The sequence below is a fragment of the Hymenobacter sp. UV11 genome (genome assembly GCF_004684095.1).
GTDB lineage: Bacteria > Bacteroidota > Bacteroidia > Cytophagales > Hymenobacteraceae > Hymenobacter.
The window spans coordinates 413,763-429,066 of the sequence record NZ_SRII01000002.1 but is presented as its reverse complement, the minus strand read 5'-3'; the positions used below and the strand labels follow the sequence as shown (position 1 = coordinate 429,066).

Here is a 15,304-nt window from a genome sequence, read left to right as displayed (position 1 = left end):
AAGAAGCCGCTTTTTTTATGCACAATTAGTAGTCAGCTAATACGGCTCCAGTTTACGGCCGTGGCCGGCAGGCTTTCGATGTGCCTTCGAATGTTACCATGCTCGGGCCGTGCCAGTTCGGGGTCGTCGTGGAGGATGGCCTGGGCGGCGGCCCGGCTCTCGGTGAGAATGCGGGCATCTTTGGCTAGGTCGGCGATTAGCAAATCGAGCACGCCGCTCTGTTGCGTACCTAGGAGGTCGCCGGGGCCGCGCAGCTTCAGGTCAATGTCGGCTATTTCGAAGCCGTTGTTGGTCCGCACCATCGTTTCGAGGCGGGTGCGGCTGTCCTTGCTCAGCTTGTAGCCCGTCATCAGGATGCAGTAGCTTTGGTCGGCGCCGCGCCCTACCCTCCCTCGCAGCTGGTGTAGCTGCGAGAGGCCAAAACGCTCGGCGCTCTCGATTATCATCACGGAGGCGTTGGGCACGTTCACACCGACTTCGATAACGGTAGTGGCCACCATTATCTGGGTTTCCTGCTTTACGAAGCGAGCCATCTCAAAGTCCTTTTCCTCGGCCTTCATGCGGCCGTGCACGATGCTGATTTGCAGGTCGGGAAAGGCCCGGCTCACGCTTTCGTAGCCATCGGTGAGGTCCTTGTAGTCCATCGTCTCGCTCTCCTCGATGAGCGGGTACACCATGTATACCTGCCGGCCCAGCGCCACCTGGTCGCGCACAAACTGAAACACTTTCAAGCGGTTAGCATCGTAACGATGCACCGTTACGATGGGTTTGCGGCCGGCGGGCAGTTCGTCAATCACGCTCACATCGAGGTCCCCGTAGAGCGTCATGGCCAGCGTGCGCGGGATGGGCGTGGCCGTCATTACCAGCACGTGCGGAATCACGTAGGGGTTTTTTTGCCACAGCTTGGAGCGCTGCGCCACGCCAAAGCGGTGCTGCTCATCCATAATAGTCAAGCCCAGGTTGCGGAACTGCACCACGTCTTCGAGCAGGGCGTGGGTGCCCACCAGCATCTGCATGGTGCCGTCGCGCAGCTGCTCATGCAGAATGCGCCGCTGGGCGGTGCGCGTGCTGCCCGTGAGCTTGCCCAGGTTGAGGCCCAGCAGGTCGGCGTACACTTTCAGGCCCTGGTAGTGCTGGTCGGCCAGAATTTCGGTGGGCGCCATCAGGCAGCTTTGCGCGCCGTTGTCGGCGGCCATCAGCATTGAGATGAAGGCCACGATGGTCTTGCCCGAGCCAACATCGCCCTGCAGCAAGCGGTTCATCTGCTGGCCATTGCAGAAGTCCTTGTAAATCTCGTGGATAACCCGCTTCTGCGCGCCCGTGAGGTCGAAGGGCATCACGTTTTTGTAGAAATGCACCAGCGTGGGCACCTCACTAAAAATCTGGCCCGCCAGCGTAACCTTGCGCTGGTCTTTCTGGCGCAGCAGCTTAAGCTGGATATAGAAAAGCTCCTCAAACTTGAGCCGGAACCGCGCCTTTTCCAGCAGCTCGGGGCTCTGCGGGAAGTGAATCTGCTGCAACGCCGTGGCCTTGTCAAGCAACGCGTATTGCTGAATAAGGTCGGGCGATAACGTCTCCGTGACGTGGGGTAGGGCAATCTTGAGCAAGTCGCTCACCATCCGCATTATCGCCTTGCTATCGATGCGGTGGTAGTTTTTGAGTTTCTCGCTGGTGTTGTACACCGGTTGCAAAAAGCTCTGACCGGGCTTCTGCTCGCTTACCTCCTCCAGGTCGGGGTGCGCCATTTGGGGTCGGCCGTTGAACATAGTCGGCTTGCCGAATACGATGTATTCTTGATGGTTTTTGATGACTTTTTCCAGGTAGTTCACGCCTTTGAACCACACTACTTCCAACTCACCGCTGGCGTCGCCCACTTTGGCTACGAGGCGTTTTTTAGGCCCCTCCCCTATCACTTCCCTACCCCTCAAAATCCCTTTCACCTGCACGTAAGGCAGCTCATCATGCAGGTCCACAATATTATAGAACTGCGTGCGGTCGAGGTAGCGAAACGGGTAGCGCTGGATAAGGTCGCCGTAGGTGAACAGACCCAATTCTTTACCCAGCAGCAACGCCCGCTGCAGGCCTACCCCCCGCAAATATTCTAGCTTGGTTTGAAAAAAATTACTCATTTCTGAAATAGAACGAGAGAATTGAATAGGTTAAAAGGACGTCATGCTGAGCTTGCCGAAGCATCTCTACCGCGTCGTTGGGTTGATACCCTATGAGGCGTGGCAGAGATGCTTCGGCAAGCTCAGCATGACGTTCTTGCAGACCAACTTATTAGGATTACTTATATTTCAACGTGTTAAGCATCTTAATCATATCGTACTTCACGTACTCAATCACCGGGGCCAGCGAGTCGTTGGCGGTGGCGGTGCGGAAGTACAGCGCCGCCCGGAAGAAGTGCTTTGTGCTGTCGGTGGTGTAAAACTGAAACTGGCTCGGCACCTCGCCTTCCAGCTCAAACACGGAAGCGCGCATCCCGTTGGGCGTGCGCAGGATTTTCTCTTCTATTGAGGTCGCCTTAATTTGGTGCTTGCCGGTGAGCTTGCGCGCGTCCTCCATCATCTTATTGTAGAGCTGGCGGTTGCGCACCACATTGGTGTAGGTAATCTGCACATTGGCGTGCAGCTGGGGGTAGTACACATTCAGCCAGTCGGGCTGGGCCATGTACGACGAATCGCGCAACACCTTGGCGTACTGCGAGTACTCAAACGTATAGGGGTGCCCGGCCGGCAGCGTGCGGTAGCGGTGCGGCGGCAGGTCAATGCGGTTGTAGCCCTTGGGCTTGGGGGTGTAGTCGGGGGCCGACGAGCAGGCGGCCAGCGACCCGGCCGCCCCGCCTAACGCCACAGCCCAAACCCAAAATCGGGAAGCACTCATACTAGCTGGTAACAGAGGAAGCTCAAAGATAGACCACTGATTAGCGCGGATTTTACCGGATTTCACGGATTTTGTGGACGATTCAACCGCTCCGACGCACGTTATTAAGGACTTACAACATAAAAAGCCGCCCGTGTAGGCGGCTTTTTATGTTAACGCTCATAAACGAAGCAAAAGTGCGCCGTTCACAAAATCCGTGAAATCCGGTAAAATCCGCGCTAATCAGTGATTAGAAGGGCAATTGGTCCAGTTCCGGCTCTAGACGTAGGCTCACGTTTTCGGCGGGGGTAGGGCTGGCGGCACCGGCGCTGTTGCCACCCGGCCGGCCACCTAGCAACGAGATTTCCTCCGCGATAATCTCGGTGATGTAGCGCGTCTGCTGGTCCTTGTCCTGGTACTGGCGGGTGCGCAGCTTGCCTTCGATGTATACTTGGCTACCTTTTTTCAGGTATTTTTCGGCCAGCTCGGCCAGGCCGCGCCACGCCGAGATATTATGCCACTCGGTCCGTTCTACGCGGGTGCCCTGCTTGTCCTTGTAATACTCGTTGGTGGCCAGGGTGAAGTGCGCCACGCTGGTGCCGCCTTCCAAGTGGCGTACCTCCGGGTCCTTGCCCAGGTTACCCACCAAAATCACTTTATTTACACCAGCCATAATCTTACGTTTTAATAACTTATTCGGCAGCCAACCACAGCTGCCATTGACGAGTTAAAAGTACGAATATTTTTTGGTATTTGCAAACTAATTTAGTAAAAATAGCTAACAAAAGTAGCTAGCTTTATTTGGGCTATAAAGAGGGGGTAGGCCTGACTGCTACCAGTACCCCTACCCCTCTTACCTATTCATTACCAGCCAGGTACTTGCTAATTAAGACCGGCTTAGGGAGTGCCTCTATCTCGGCCGCAGAGTAGGCTTGCAGGCCCGTATCGCGTAGCGTAGCGGCGGGTAGCGCAGCAGCCAGCTCGACGGCGTGGAAACGCGCCTCTAGCTTCTGGTGGCTAAGGACGTGGCGCAGGGCCGGGGCCGGCCGGTCTTCGGCCACGCGGCGGGTATCGGGCTGGCCACCCAGGGCTTCTACGTGGCGCAGCACCTCGGCGGCAGGCAGCTCGGCGCTGTCGGTTTCGGCAAGGGCAAAATCGTAGAGGCCCTGCCAGATATCGCCGGCCGGGCGCGCCTTTAGGTACAGCTGCTCGCCGTGGCGCAGCACCAGGTAGTGGAAGTAGCGGGTGCGGGCCACCTTGGCCTTGCTCTTGACGGGCAGCAGGGCCACCTGCCCATGCTGAAAGGCCCAGCACTGGCTTTGCAGCGGGCAAAACAGGCAGTCGGGCTTGGCGGGCGTGCACTGCAGGGCCCCAAATTCCATGATGGCCTGATTGAACTCTGCGGCGTTGGCGGGGGGCAGGTGCAAGTCGGCTAGGGCCTGGAATTCCCGGCGCGAGCTAGGCGCCGCGATGTCGGAATGCAGGCCGAAAATTCGGGCCAAAACCCGGAATACGTTGCCATCGAGCACCGCTACTGCCTCATCAAAGGCAAAAGATGCGATGGCCGCCGCCGTGTAGGGCCCTACCCCCTTTAGTTGCCGCAAGCCAGCATAAGTGCTCGGAAAAACGCTTCCAAAATCGGTCACTACCTGCTGGGCGGTGTGGTGCATGTTGCGGGCCCGGGAGTAGTAGCCCAGGCCCTGCCAGTGGCGCAGCACCTCTTGCTCGGGCGCGGCGGCCAAGTCCTGCACGGTGGGGTAGGAAGCCAGAAAATCAAGGTAATAGGGCAAACCCTGCGCCACGCGGGTCTGCTGGAGAATAACTTCGGATAGCCAAATAGCGTAGGGGTCGCGAGTGTGCCGCCATGGCAAGTCGCGCTGATGGCGCGGGTACCAATTCAGCAGCGCCGAGGCCAGAAAAGTATTGGAGGGAACCGGGGCGGTAGTGGATGCAGTTTTAAGCAAAATAATGAGTAAGAATATTTTGGCCAAAGAGAAACTTGGAAGTTTCCATTGGCCGAACAAAATTTAAGGAGTACCTTTGCGCTCCGTTTCGAATGGCGAACCTCTTACCGGGCAAGGAATTACGTCGAAAACGGTTGATTATCCGCCCGATATTTTTTTTCACTTTTAGTACCCCCCCTCACCAACGTGACCAAAGCTGAGGTAATTTCCGAAATCTCGCAAAAAACCGGCATTGAGAAAGCCGATGTGCTGACGACCGTCGAAGCATTCTTCAAAGTAGTGAAGGATTCGATGACCGAAGGCCACAACATTTACGTGCGTGGCTTTGGCTCGTTCGTAAACAAAAAGCGGGCTCGTAAAGTAGCCCGTAACATCTCTAAAAACACGTCGCTCATCATCGACGAGCATTTCATTCCAAGCTTCAAGCCGAGCAAAACTTTTGTTGCCAAGATTAAGGCCAGCAAAAAAATTACCGGCGAATCTTCGGAGAAAGCCCCTAAGAAGGCTGCCAAAGGCACCAAAAAAGCCAAGGCTTAGTTTTTTAGAACTTTGCGGTAGCAGAGTAGTGAGGTGATAAGGGCGGACGGGCCGGCTGCTAAGGCCTACCCCAACTCCTTCCTTATCACCTCATTGCTTACTACCCTTAGCGGTGTTCAACATGGCTTCCTCTTCTCCAACCAGTACGCATCAGCTGTTGCTGCTGGCCGGCGCCTTGGCGCTGGCGGGTGGGCTCTACGCGCTGCCCAAGGGCATCGTGAAGCCCAAGGAAGGCAAGGCTGAGCTTCGGCAGGATGCTGCCCGCACCGCCACGCGCGATGGTGGCGGCATAGCTACCAACGGCTCGAAGACTGATGCATCCTCGGGGCCCCGGCCAGCCGAAACCGGCACTGTTGCCGGGGAAGCTGGCAACACGGCTAATGCACCTCATACCCAAGCTACTGCGGCCCAGCGCCAGGCGCTCAACACGCTAGTGGCGAAGTACCGCACGGCCTCGGCGGCCGACCGCAGCCAAGTGGCTACTACACTTGCCGCGCGCTACGCCACGGTGCAGCGTTTCGACAGTGCGGGCTACTACCTGACTACGGTGGCTACGGCGCGACCCAGCGAAAAAGCCTGGCAGCAAGCGGCTGACGCTTACTTCCAGGCATATAGTTTTGCGGCATCGGCCGAGCGCAAGAAAATGCTCGGTGACAAGGCGCGGGAGCTATATGACAAAGTATTGGCCGCCAATCCTAACAACCTGGATGCCAAGACTAATCTCGGTATGGCTTACATGAGCAGCGACAACCCTGTGAAAGGGATTGGCCTGCTTCGTGAGGTGCTGGAGCAAGACCCTAAAAACGAGAAAGTTCTCTACAACTTGGGCATACTGGCTATTCAGAGTAACCAGTATGATAAAGCGGTAGAGCGTTTTTCGCAGCTGGTGCAGGTTAACCCCAAGAATGTGGAAGGCCAGTTTTACCTTGGGGTATCGCTGGCCCGCACTAATCGGGGCCCGGCCGCCCGCGCCGCTTTTGAAAAAGCTAAGAGCCTCAGCGACGACCCGGCCCTGGCCGCGTCGGTAGAGGAGGAACTAGCTAAACTCCGAAACTAACCCCTGCATGCGGGCAACTGGCTAAAGGAGCGTTACTTTTACGCCCCCAAACCAGTGACTCGTTCTCAGGACTCTTCATATCTACACTTTAACTCACCACGACAATGCCCTGCGGTAAGAAACGTAAACGCCATAAGATTGCCACCCACAAGCGCAAAAAGCGCCTGCGCAAAAACCGCCACAAGAAGAAGTAATCTTCTGACTTAGTGCGGAGTAAGGGGTAGGCAGCCGGTCGCTAACGCGCCAGTCGCTTATCTATCTCTCACGTAGCCTCCGCCACGCGGACGACTACCGTGGTGTGCCGGACTGCCCCCTGTGGGGCAGTAGCTGTGGCTCGCGAGGGGAAGCTAGGACATACGTGGTCCTGGCTTCCCTTTTGCCGGTTTCGGGGCATTCTACCCCCTGTTCGGGGTCGGGCTGGCTACTTTAACTAACCTACTACGTTGAGCAATGAATTAATTATCAATTCGACCCCCGAAGGGGAACGTATTGCCTTGCTCCAGGATAAACGGCTGATTGAATACCACTTCGACCGTAACGACACCAACTACGCGGTAGGTGACATCTTCCTGGGTACCGTGCGCAAGGTAATGCCCGGCCTCAACGCGGCCTTTGTAGACATTGGCTCCGAAAAGGACGCCTTTCTGCACTACGGCGACTTGGGCGAGCAATTTCCCTCCCTCAATAAATGGGTGGGAAGCGTGATGAAGCACCAGGCCCAGACCGGTGGCCTCGAAAACTTTAAGCTGGAGCCCGCGCTGGAAAAGGTGGGCAAGGCCGATAGCATATTTAAGAAAGGCCAAAACCTGCTGGTGCAGGTGGTGAAGGAGCCCATTTCGACCAAGGGCCCGCGCGTGAGCACCGACATTTCGATGGCCGGCCGCTACTTGGTGCTAATGCCATTCACGAATACCATCTCGGTATCGAAGAAAATCGTGAGCAAGACGGAGCGTGACCGACTCAAGCGCCTCATTGCCAGCATTAAGCCCGAAGGGTTTGGCGTCATCATCCGCACCGTGGCCGAGGGCCACGAGGTAGCTGAGCTCGACCGCGACATGCAGAGCATGGTGGACAACTGGAACTCGCTCTACGAAAACCTGCGCAAAGGCCAGCCCCGCGATAAAATGCTGGGCGAGCTAGGCCGTACCTCTTCGATGCTTCGCGACATGCTGAACGAGTCGTTTGACTCGATTGTCGTGGATACGCCGGGTCGCTTTGAGGAGATGAAGGAGTACGTGCAGAAAATCGCGCCGGATAAAATCGGGCTCGTGAAGCTGCACAATAATAAGGCTAAGGTGTTTGAGCACCTGGGCATTGAGAAGCAGCTTAAGACGCTGTTTGGCAAGACGGTGAGCGTGCCGGGCGGCGGCTACCTCGTCATTGAGCACACCGAGGCGCTACACGTAATTGACGTAAACTCGGGCTCGAAGAGCAACCAGGAAAACGACCAGGAGGCTACGGCCCTGATGATTAATCTGCTAGCGGCCAAGGAGGTAGCGCGCCAGCTGCGCCTGCGCGACATGGGCGGTATCATCGTAGTGGACTTCATTGACATGCGCGCCGCTGAGAGCCGCAAGAAGGTGGAGGACGCGGTGTACCACATCATGAAGCAGGACAAGGCCAAGTTTACCATCCTGCCGCTCACCAAGTTTGGCCTGATGCAGATAACCCGGCAGCGGGTGCGCCCGGCCGAAACCATCGTGACCGGCGAGGTGTGCCCCACTTGCGGCGGTACGGGTAAGATTTCGGCGTCCATCCAGGTGACGGACGAAATCGACAACAGCATCGACGACCTGCTGGTAAACCAAAACCAGAATGGCCTCACGCTCTACGTGCACCCCTTCCTGCACGCTTACTATACCAAAGGGCTGGTAAGCAAGCAGATGAAGTGGTACTTGAAGTACTACAAGTGGGTGAAGGTGATGAAGGATACTGCCCTCGGCCTCACCGATTTCCGCATCGAGGACGAGCACGGCGAGCAGATTGAGCTGCACTCGGCGGCCGCCGCGATGGCGCGCGCCCAAGACCGTGAGGTAGTAGAGGTTGATGTCTGAACCGCGGATTTTTCGGATTAATCGGATTTTGCGGACGATTTTCAACAACTCGTTAGCTAAAAAAAGGGCTGCCTCTAATAAGGCAGCCCTTTTTTAATCACTCACAAAACCCGTAAAATTCATTGGAATCCGTGCTAATCAGTGGTCAGAATTTGAGGCCCAAATCCAGCGCAAAAACGCTATTTTTAATACTTACATCGCTGAAGTTCCGGTCCTTCTGGAAATAGCGGTCGAGGTCTACTAGCCCGTGATGATAGCTGAGGCCTGCCAGTACTTTGGTGCTCTGCCCCAACTGGTATTCGGCACCGATTGAGCCCAGCACGTTCAAATCGACGGCGAATACGTGGTCCAGGGCTTTGGTTTGGGCATTACCATTGTAGCTATCCGTGTAGTATTTGTCGCCATTGATGCGGGCGCCAACCGGCACGGCTATCGAAGGCCCGAGCTGAAAATAAAGCCGGGTAGCCGGCGCTATCTCATTAGTAAATAGCTTAATGGTGATGGGTACTTCTACGTAATCAATACCTAACTTGTGCGTAACGGTAGTTGGCTTAGCACCAGCTGGCATTGGTTCCTGGTAGGAATAGGTACCGCCCTTACCCGTTAGGAAGAGCCCGGTGTTGAACGCGTAGTTCTCACCAAAGAAGTAATCGACGAAAATGCCACCACCAAAGCCAACTTTGCTATTACCATTTTGGAAGCTATTACTTTGCGAGCTAGTGCGCAGGTATGCAATAGACGGCGATACCTTGAGGCCGATTTCGACCTGGGCAAAGGCGGCGGGGGCTACGGCCAGCGCCGCGAGGGTAAGCAATAGTTTCTTCATAAATAGGTGTGGAGGTATTGAGTACTGCGGAACGTGGCCCCGCGTGGGGAAAGTGTAATTTTGTGCAAAAATAGCTTTAGCTTGAAAATATCTGCATTTATCATGGCGCTGAGCCTAGCGGCCGTAGGGCTGCTGGCCGGTTGCCAGCGCGACGCCGAAGAGGGTGGCTGCCGCCCCGACCCTGCCAGTAGCGCGCCCGCCGTGGCCCTACCCCTGCACCACCTCGAAAGGTCCTTTTTCCAGATTAAAAATCCGGCCGAAGGGTTGCAGTTTATGCGCGCCAACCCGATTTTTGCGCAGTATTATTTGCAGGCAGCTCAGGCTCCGGCCGATACGCTGGCCAAGGCGCTGGCGCAGCTGGCAACCAACCCCGACCTGCAAAAGCTGAGCCAGCAAACGGCCACGGCCTTTGCCGACTCGGCGGCACTGCGCCAGGATATGGCGGCCATGTTTGGGCGCGTTAAGTATTATTTCCCCGATTTTAAGGCGCCGGCCGTGGCGGCTACCTACGTGAGTGGGCTAATGGGAAAGGATATTTTTATCAATGACAACCTGCTGGTAATCAGTCTCGACTGGTTTGCGGGGCCGCAGGCCAGCTACCGGCCCGACCTGCCGCAGTATATGCTGCGCCGCTACCGCCCCGCCAACGTGCTACCCACCCTGGCGCTGGCTGTGTCGAGCAAGTACAACAAGCACCAGCTGACGGCCACTTCGATGCTCGACCAGATGGTAGACCAGGGGAAGCGCCTATACTTCGCGGGCCAGGTGCTGCCCTGCGCGCCCGACTCGCTGCTCATTGGCTACTCGGGCAAGGAGCTGAAAAATGTGCGGTTTAACGAGGCGCGCATCTGGGGGCATTTTCTGGAAAATAACCTGCTCTATACCACTACCCCCTTCGTGGTGCAGAAGTACGTAGGCGAGCGGCCCAACGTGCCCGAAATCGACCGCACGTGCCCCGGCCGCGTGGGCCAGTGGGTGGGCCTGCAAATCGTGCGCAAGTACATGAGCGAGCATTCCGACGTGTCGCTGGCGCAGCTAATGGCGCAGCAAGATGCCCAACGCCTGCTCAACGACTCGCACTACCGACCCAAGAAGTAAATGGGTACCTGAGTAAGTGAGTAATTTTTTCTACTGTCGCACTTGCTCAATTACTCATTTACTCACTTACCGTATGCACATCGCGGTTTTTAGCCAGTACCACACCAGCCCCGACTGCCCGGCCACCAGCCGGCACTACACGCTGCTGGCTGAGATTGCGCGGCACCACCGCGTAACGCTGCTTACTACCCCCGCTTGGCGGCCCCAACAATTGACGCACGAGTGGCCTTGGGTGCCGCCGGGCGTGGAGCTGCTGGAGGCCAACGTCCCGTACGACAATAAGATGGGGCCGGCGCGGCGGGCGCTGGCGTTTGTGCAGTACGCGGCCTGGGCGGTGCGCGCGGGGCGGCGCCTGGCGCAGCCCGACGTGGTGTGGGGCATCAGCACGCCGCTGACGGCGGCCTGGGCGGCGGCGCGGGTGGCACGCTACTGGCGGGTGCCGTGGGTGTTTGAGGTGCAGGACTTGTGGCCGTCGTTTCCGGTGGCGATGGGGGCGGTGCCCACGGCGCTGGCCCGGCAGCAGCTGTTTGCCCTGGAGAAACGACTGTACCAAAGCGCCGCGCACATTGTGCCGCTCTCGCCTGACATGAGTGATTATGTGGCTGGGCTGGGCATTGACCGCGCTAAAATAACGACCCTGCTCAACGGCACCGACCTTGACCTGGCGGCCTGCCCTACCCCCCCCATGGTGGCCGAACTGCGCCAAGCGCAGGGGCTGACGGGCCAAAAGGTAGTGCTGTATGCCGGCACCTTTGGGCGGGCCAACGACATGCCCACGGTGGTGGCTGCAGCCGAGGCGTTGGTAGCCGCCGACCCGGCCGCGACGTTTCTATTTTTGGGGCACGGCTACTTTGCGCCGCTGGTAGCGGCGGCGGCGGCGCGCTGGCCGGGACGCATTCGGCTGGTGGGCGGGCAGCCGCGCCACGCGGTATTCAGCTGGTTTGCGCTGGCTGATGTGGCAGTGGTTTCATTTCTGGGTTTGCCGGTGCTCGATACCAACTCACCGGCCAAGCTCTACGACGCGCTGGCCGTGGGCACGCCGGTGGTGGTGACCAATGCAGGCTGGACCAAAAAGCTGGTGGAGCGGCACGGCTGCGGCTGGTACGTGCCTGCTGGTGAGGCCGCTACCCTAGCGGCACGGCTGCAAGCTATCCTGGCCGACACAGAGGGCCGCTTGGCCGCTGGCGAGCGCGGCCAAGCGCTAGCGCGCACCGAGTTTGACCGCATACTCATAGCCCGGCAGATGCAACGCATTCTGGAGCAAGTAGCTTAGCTCCTACAACCATCTCAACGCAAAGAAGCCCAGCTGCAAGTACTTGCAGCTGGGCTTCTTACTTGTTAAATCAAGCGTTTACTTGATTTTAGTCTTCTTGCGGTTTGACTTTACCTTAGCATTAGCTGGTACCGTCATCGTGTTAGCAGTATTCGGGTTGGCCGTCGTTGTGGTCGACTCTACTGTAGTCGAAGACGGGGTAGTTTGCATCGGGTCCGTCGTCGTGGTGGTAGTCGGCGTGGTAGTAGTCTGACGGGTAGTGGTGGTAGTCGTGCCAGTCTGGGCATTAGCCGAGAAAGCGCCGGCGGTCAACATGGCGGCAAGAATGAGCAGCTTTTTCATTGGAGTGAAGATTTGCGTTGAAAAAGGAAAGGGCGGGATGGTAAGCCCACTCCTGCGGGAATCCGCGTTGCCTTTAACGCAGCTTCACCTGCGAAGGTTGAGTTTTCGTAAAGTTGGGCCAGCCTGTGGCTTCAGCCGTGCACTAGGCTACACCGCAAGCTACCTTGCTGCCTCGCCTAAATAGCCCAATGACTGATTATTGCGTATTATTGACATTCTCATTATTCCTAACCTTCTAGCTATGAAATGGCTACCCTCCTTTGTGAAGCTTTTCCTGACTTTCGTGGCGGGCGCCGTGCTGCAGCTAGGCGCTGCTATGGGAGAAATGGAAAACCTGGGCAGACCCACGCTCGTGAATATTTTTAGCTTATTACGCTTGCTGGGCTTGCTGATGCTTGTCGTGAGCCCGGTGCTGATGGGAGTAAAATTCTTTGCCCGGCTGGACGGCAAGTCCAATTAGCTTATTCCCTAACCGGTCTCATTACGCAGGAGTAGCCTTCGGACCCGGCACCGCACGAGCGCAGCACCGGGCCCGAGAGCCAACTATTCCTTCACGATGCGGCGCACATCGAGTCCGCCTTCGGTTTTGGCCCGCAGCACGTAAATACCGGCGGCCAACCTGGTGAGGTTGAGGGGCTGCACGTGGGTGCCGGCGGGCACTGTGGCGGTGGCTACCACCTGCCCCAGCGCGTTGAGCACGGTGAGCTCCACGGCTTTCGGATAGCCGGATAGCTCCACGCGCAAGTGGCCATCGGGGGTAGGGTTGGGCGCTATGCTCAGCGAGCTGCCGGGTAGGGGCTGCACGCTCGCAGTTACTACGAGCGTTGGTGAGGCAGATGAAGAGCACCCGGTAGCATCCGTGACCATCACCGAATAAGCGCCTAGCTGCACGGGGGTAGCCACTTCGTAGACGGGGGCAGTAGCGCCGGGAATAGCCACGCCATTGATGTAAAACTGGTTGCCGCTCGCCGCGCTGGACGTGAGCCGGGTAATAGCGCCCAGGTATTGGGGAGTCAGGGTTGGGGTTGGGGGTAGTAGGTTGACTACCACTGCCACGGGGACTGAGGTGGCCACGCAGCCGCCCGCGTTGCGCACCGTTACGGTATAGGCTCCGCTGATGCGGGCTGAGTACGTGGCAGCCGTTGCTCCCCCAATAGCCGCGCCGTTCAGTTGAAACTGATAGGAGTTGCCAGCGCCAGCAGGGGCAGCCAGCTGCACGGCATCGCCCTGGCAGAAGGTGGTAGGGCCCGCTGCCGTGATAGTAGCGATAGCAGGCGCCGCGATGGTTATCTGGGCGGTAGCCGCTACTGGGCAGCTGCCTACGGGCGCGCTGTACGTAACGGCGTAGGTACCAGGGCTGGAAGCAGCTACGTTCACCACTCCCGTGGCCGCATCGAGGCGCAGGCCGGCCGGGGCGGTGAAGGTGCCGCCGACAGGGCCCGTCAGAGAGGGGGTAGGGTTAGGGTCGGTGGGGCAATAGCTGGCGGCTCCGTAGGCCAGGGTCGCTACCGGGCAGGGGTCAACGGTAAATAACAGCCCGTTGGAAGTGCCGGCCGCCGTGGTTACGGTTACGAGGCCGCTGGTGGCGCCGCTCGGCACGCTCAGTACCAGCTGCGTGGCACTGTTGCTGCCCAAGGTGCTGGTGGCAGTGCCGTTGAAAGTTACGCTCGTAGCTCCCGCCAGGTTGGTGCCCGTCAGCGTGACGGTGGTGCCTACTACGCCATTGGCTGGGCTGATGCTTGCCACGGCCAAGCTGTTGGCGGCGCTGGCCCGCAGGAAAATCGGCGTGCCCGACAGCGCGATGCCCTGCGCCGCCACGGTGGTTTGGGTAGCCGTGCTGGCGTAGTTCCAGTCGTAGCGCTGCAAGTTGGCCAGGCGCCAGGTAGCCGGGAAGGAATACGTGGCGCTGGCGTACTCCGAGGTATCATATAAGGCCTTGGCCCACAGCACATACGTATATGCGCCGTCTTTGCTGAAGGCCGCGCCGTTGAGCGTGGCGGGCAGGGCCAGCGCGGCGGTGCGGGCCGCGTCGTAGGTCCAGCCATATAGCAGCTTGGAAGTGGTGGCGAACGCCTGGCCAAGCTGCGTTATCTTTTGCGCGCCTGGCGCGTCGCGCTTCAGGTTTTCAAACAAGCCCATCAGCGCCAGCTCCTCGTCGCCCGATACGGAGGTGCCCGGCGTCGGTGCATTGACCGACTCACCCAGCTGGTAGAGGTACACCTGCCGGATGTTGTTTTTCTGCGCCAGCACCAGGGTTTTGATGCCAAAGTTGCGCTGCATATCGTCCGAGCCGGTGCGGTCGTCGGAGGTGCGGCGGCCGATGTTGGTTTCCGACATCAACAGGTATTTGGCGGGGTAGGTGGTGCCGTAGCCGTGCCGGCTCAAGGCGGCGGCCATCGAGTCGCGGTCGGCCATCACCATTTCGGCGGCATAGTCGGAGGTGCGCGAGTAGCGAAAGCCGCTAATGCTGTTGTCCCAATAGTGCAGCTTGTAGGCGGGGTAGCTGTGGAAGCTCAGCGCATCGAGGTAAGCGCCGGCTTTTTGCGGGTACTGGGCCGTTACGGTGCCGCCGTTGGGGTTGTCGGTGTAGCGCAGCAGCGCGTCCACAAACTGCGAGTAGCCTACCCCCCCGGTGGTGATGTACGCCTCGGGGTGGTACTTTTTCAGCACCTCGTAGCTGATGCGCAGCATGCGGATGTAGTGGTAAATAGGGGCCTGCAGGTTTACCAGCTCGCCGGGCTGCGGCGCGCGCGTGCGCCACGCATCTATATCAGCCTGGTCGGACGTAAAGTCGGGCTCGTTTACGACCTCCCAAAACCGCACCTTATCACCATAAATCTGCTGGAGCTTAAAGAGATAGATGGCGTAGTAGTTGTTGGCATTGACGGTGCCGTCGCTGTTCCAAATGGGTTCGTAAAGGTTCGCAAACAGCTTCGACGGGCCATCGGTGTTGGGGAAGCGCGTCATGTCGCGGTGCGCGGCCGAGGGGCCTTCTACAAAGCAGGTCAGCTCCTTCATGCCGTAGGTACCCACGTAAGAATTGAACGTGGAGGCCCGGATGGAGTAGCCGTAGCGCTCTACAAATTCTTCGGGGAGGGTAGGGCGCAGGGTGTGCCCCCCGAGGCCCTGAGCCGTGGCGGCCAGCACCTCGTCGCTCCAGGCAGCATTATAATATCCTAGATTAGTACCATATTGAAAATTTTCCACATACGGCCGAATGTAATCATTTGCCGTTTTAATTGGAGTTTGCCCAAATACATAAAATGCAGATTTAGCGGCCAATAAAAATGT

Annotated in this window: 13 protein-coding genes; 6 read left to right on the top strand and 7 right to left on the bottom strand. The window is 58.1% G+C overall.

All coding sequences use genetic code 11. The features are described from left to right. Nucleotides 1-32: 32 nt before the first annotated feature. From recG to mutY, 4 genes are all read right to left on the bottom strand, one after another. A complete protein-coding gene (recG, locus tag E4631_RS04325; RefSeq protein WP_133659869.1) occupies nucleotides 33-2,129 on the bottom strand; it encodes an ATP-dependent DNA helicase RecG in 2,097 nt (698 codons plus the stop codon). A 157-nt stretch (nucleotides 2,130-2,286) separates the two neighbouring features. Beyond that, a complete protein-coding gene (gene gldD / locus E4631_RS04320; protein WP_133659870.1) occupies nucleotides 2,287-2,883 on the bottom strand; it encodes a gliding motility lipoprotein GldD in 597 nt (198 codons plus the stop codon). Between the two features lie 229 nt (nucleotides 2,884-3,112). Beyond that, the gene (locus tag E4631_RS04315; protein ID WP_133659871.1) at nucleotides 3,113-3,535 is read right to left on the bottom strand and encodes a single-stranded DNA-binding protein; all 423 of its coding nucleotides are present in this window, start codon (nucleotides 3,533-3,535) and stop codon (nucleotides 3,113-3,115) included. 184 nt (nucleotides 3,536-3,719) lie between these two features. Next, the gene (gene mutY / locus E4631_RS04310) at nucleotides 3,720-4,826 is read right to left on the bottom strand and encodes an A/G-specific adenine glycosylase (protein ID WP_133659872.1); all 1,107 of its coding nucleotides are present in this window, start codon (nucleotides 4,824-4,826) and stop codon (nucleotides 3,720-3,722) included. A 186-nt stretch (nucleotides 4,827-5,012) separates the two neighbouring features. Between mutY and E4631_RS04305 the strand changes: the two genes are divergently transcribed. The 3 genes from E4631_RS04305 to E4631_RS04295 all read left to right on the top strand — a co-directional run bounded on the left by E4631_RS04305 (nucleotide 5,013) and on the right by E4631_RS04295 (nucleotide 8,474). After that, on the top strand, nucleotides 5,013-5,363 hold the full coding sequence (locus E4631_RS04305; protein ID WP_068343793.1) for an HU family DNA-binding protein: 351 nt from the start codon (nucleotides 5,013-5,015) through the stop codon (nucleotides 5,361-5,363). 121 nt (nucleotides 5,364-5,484) lie between these two features. Beyond that, the gene (locus tag E4631_RS04300) at nucleotides 5,485-6,420 is read left to right on the top strand and encodes a tetratricopeptide repeat protein (RefSeq protein WP_133659873.1); all 936 of its coding nucleotides are present in this window, start codon (nucleotides 5,485-5,487) and stop codon (nucleotides 6,418-6,420) included. 443 nt (nucleotides 6,421-6,863) lie between these two features. Further along, nucleotides 6,864-8,474 carry an Rne/Rng family ribonuclease gene (locus tag E4631_RS04295; protein WP_166648256.1) on the top strand — a complete coding sequence of 537 codons (1,611 nt, stop codon included), beginning with the start codon at nucleotides 6,864-6,866 and terminating at the stop codon, nucleotides 8,472-8,474. Between the two features lie 145 nt (nucleotides 8,475-8,619). Here the strand turns inward: E4631_RS04295 and E4631_RS04290 are convergent, their stop codons facing one another. Then, complete coding sequence (locus tag E4631_RS04290; RefSeq protein WP_133659874.1) at nucleotides 8,620-9,300, bottom strand: porin family protein; 681 nt, start codon at nucleotides 9,298-9,300, stop codon at nucleotides 8,620-8,622. Nucleotides 9,301-9,402: 102 nt separating this feature from the next. On the opposite strand from E4631_RS04290, the gene E4631_RS04285 reads away from it, so the two are divergent. Together E4631_RS04285 and E4631_RS04280 are read left to right on the top strand one after the other, a co-directional pair. Further along, nucleotides 9,403-10,398, top strand: coding sequence for a gliding motility lipoprotein GldB (locus E4631_RS04285; protein WP_133659875.1), 996 nt, complete (start codon nucleotides 9,403-9,405; stop codon nucleotides 10,396-10,398). Between the two features lie 73 nt (nucleotides 10,399-10,471). Next, the gene (locus E4631_RS04280; RefSeq protein ID WP_133659876.1) at nucleotides 10,472-11,671 is read left to right on the top strand and encodes a glycosyltransferase family 4 protein; all 1,200 of its coding nucleotides are present in this window, start codon (nucleotides 10,472-10,474) and stop codon (nucleotides 11,669-11,671) included. 78 nt (nucleotides 11,672-11,749) lie between these two features. Here E4631_RS04280 and E4631_RS04275 read toward each other — a convergent pair whose 3' ends face one another. Further along, nucleotides 11,750-12,013 (bottom strand): hypothetical protein, encoded by a 264-nt coding sequence (locus E4631_RS04275; RefSeq protein WP_133659877.1) that lies wholly within the window; start codon nucleotides 12,011-12,013, stop codon nucleotides 11,750-11,752. Nucleotides 12,014-12,254: 241 nt separating this feature from the next. On the opposite strand from E4631_RS04275, the gene E4631_RS04270 reads away from it, so the two are divergent. Continuing rightward, the gene (locus tag E4631_RS04270; RefSeq protein WP_135318586.1) at nucleotides 12,255-12,473 is read left to right on the top strand and encodes a hypothetical protein; all 219 of its coding nucleotides are present in this window, start codon (nucleotides 12,255-12,257) and stop codon (nucleotides 12,471-12,473) included. An 83-nt stretch (nucleotides 12,474-12,556) separates the two neighbouring features. On the opposite strand, the gene E4631_RS04265 is transcribed toward E4631_RS04270, so the two are convergent. Continuing rightward, nucleotides 12,557-15,220: a T9SS type A sorting domain-containing protein gene (locus tag E4631_RS04265; RefSeq protein ID WP_133659879.1), complete on the bottom strand. Its 2,664-nt coding sequence runs from the start codon at nucleotides 15,218-15,220 to the stop codon at nucleotides 12,557-12,559. Nucleotides 15,221-15,304 lie beyond the last annotated feature (84 nt).

What these genes read in the sequence shown, in the direction of transcription:
- recG (WP_133659869.1), bottom strand. Translation starts at nt 2,129, where the DNA reads ATGAGTAATTTTTTTCAAACCAAGCTAGAATATTTGCGGGGGGTAGGC.
- gldD (WP_133659870.1), bottom strand. Translation starts at nt 2,883, where the DNA reads ATGAGTGCTTCCCGATTTTGGGTTTGGGCTGTGGCGTTAGGCGGGGCG.
- E4631_RS04315 (WP_133659871.1), bottom strand. Translation starts at nt 3,535, where the DNA reads ATGGCTGGTGTAAATAAAGTGATTTTGGTGGGTAACCTGGGCAAGGAC.
- E4631_RS04300 (WP_133659873.1), top strand. Translation starts at nt 5,485, where the DNA reads ATGGCTTCCTCTTCTCCAACCAGTACGCATCAGCTGTTGCTGCTGGCC.
- E4631_RS04290 (WP_133659874.1), bottom strand. Translation starts at nt 9,300, where the DNA reads ATGAAGAAACTATTGCTTACCCTCGCGGCGCTGGCCGTAGCCCCCGCC.
- E4631_RS04285 (WP_133659875.1), top strand. Translation starts at nt 9,403, where the DNA reads ATGGCGCTGAGCCTAGCGGCCGTAGGGCTGCTGGCCGGTTGCCAGCGC.
- E4631_RS04280 (WP_133659876.1), top strand. Translation starts at nt 10,472, where the DNA reads ATGCACATCGCGGTTTTTAGCCAGTACCACACCAGCCCCGACTGCCCG.
- E4631_RS04275 (WP_133659877.1), bottom strand. Translation starts at nt 12,013, where the DNA reads ATGAAAAAGCTGCTCATTCTTGCCGCCATGTTGACCGCCGGCGCTTTC.
- E4631_RS04270 (WP_135318586.1), top strand. Translation starts at nt 12,255, where the DNA reads ATGAAATGGCTACCCTCCTTTGTGAAGCTTTTCCTGACTTTCGTGGCG.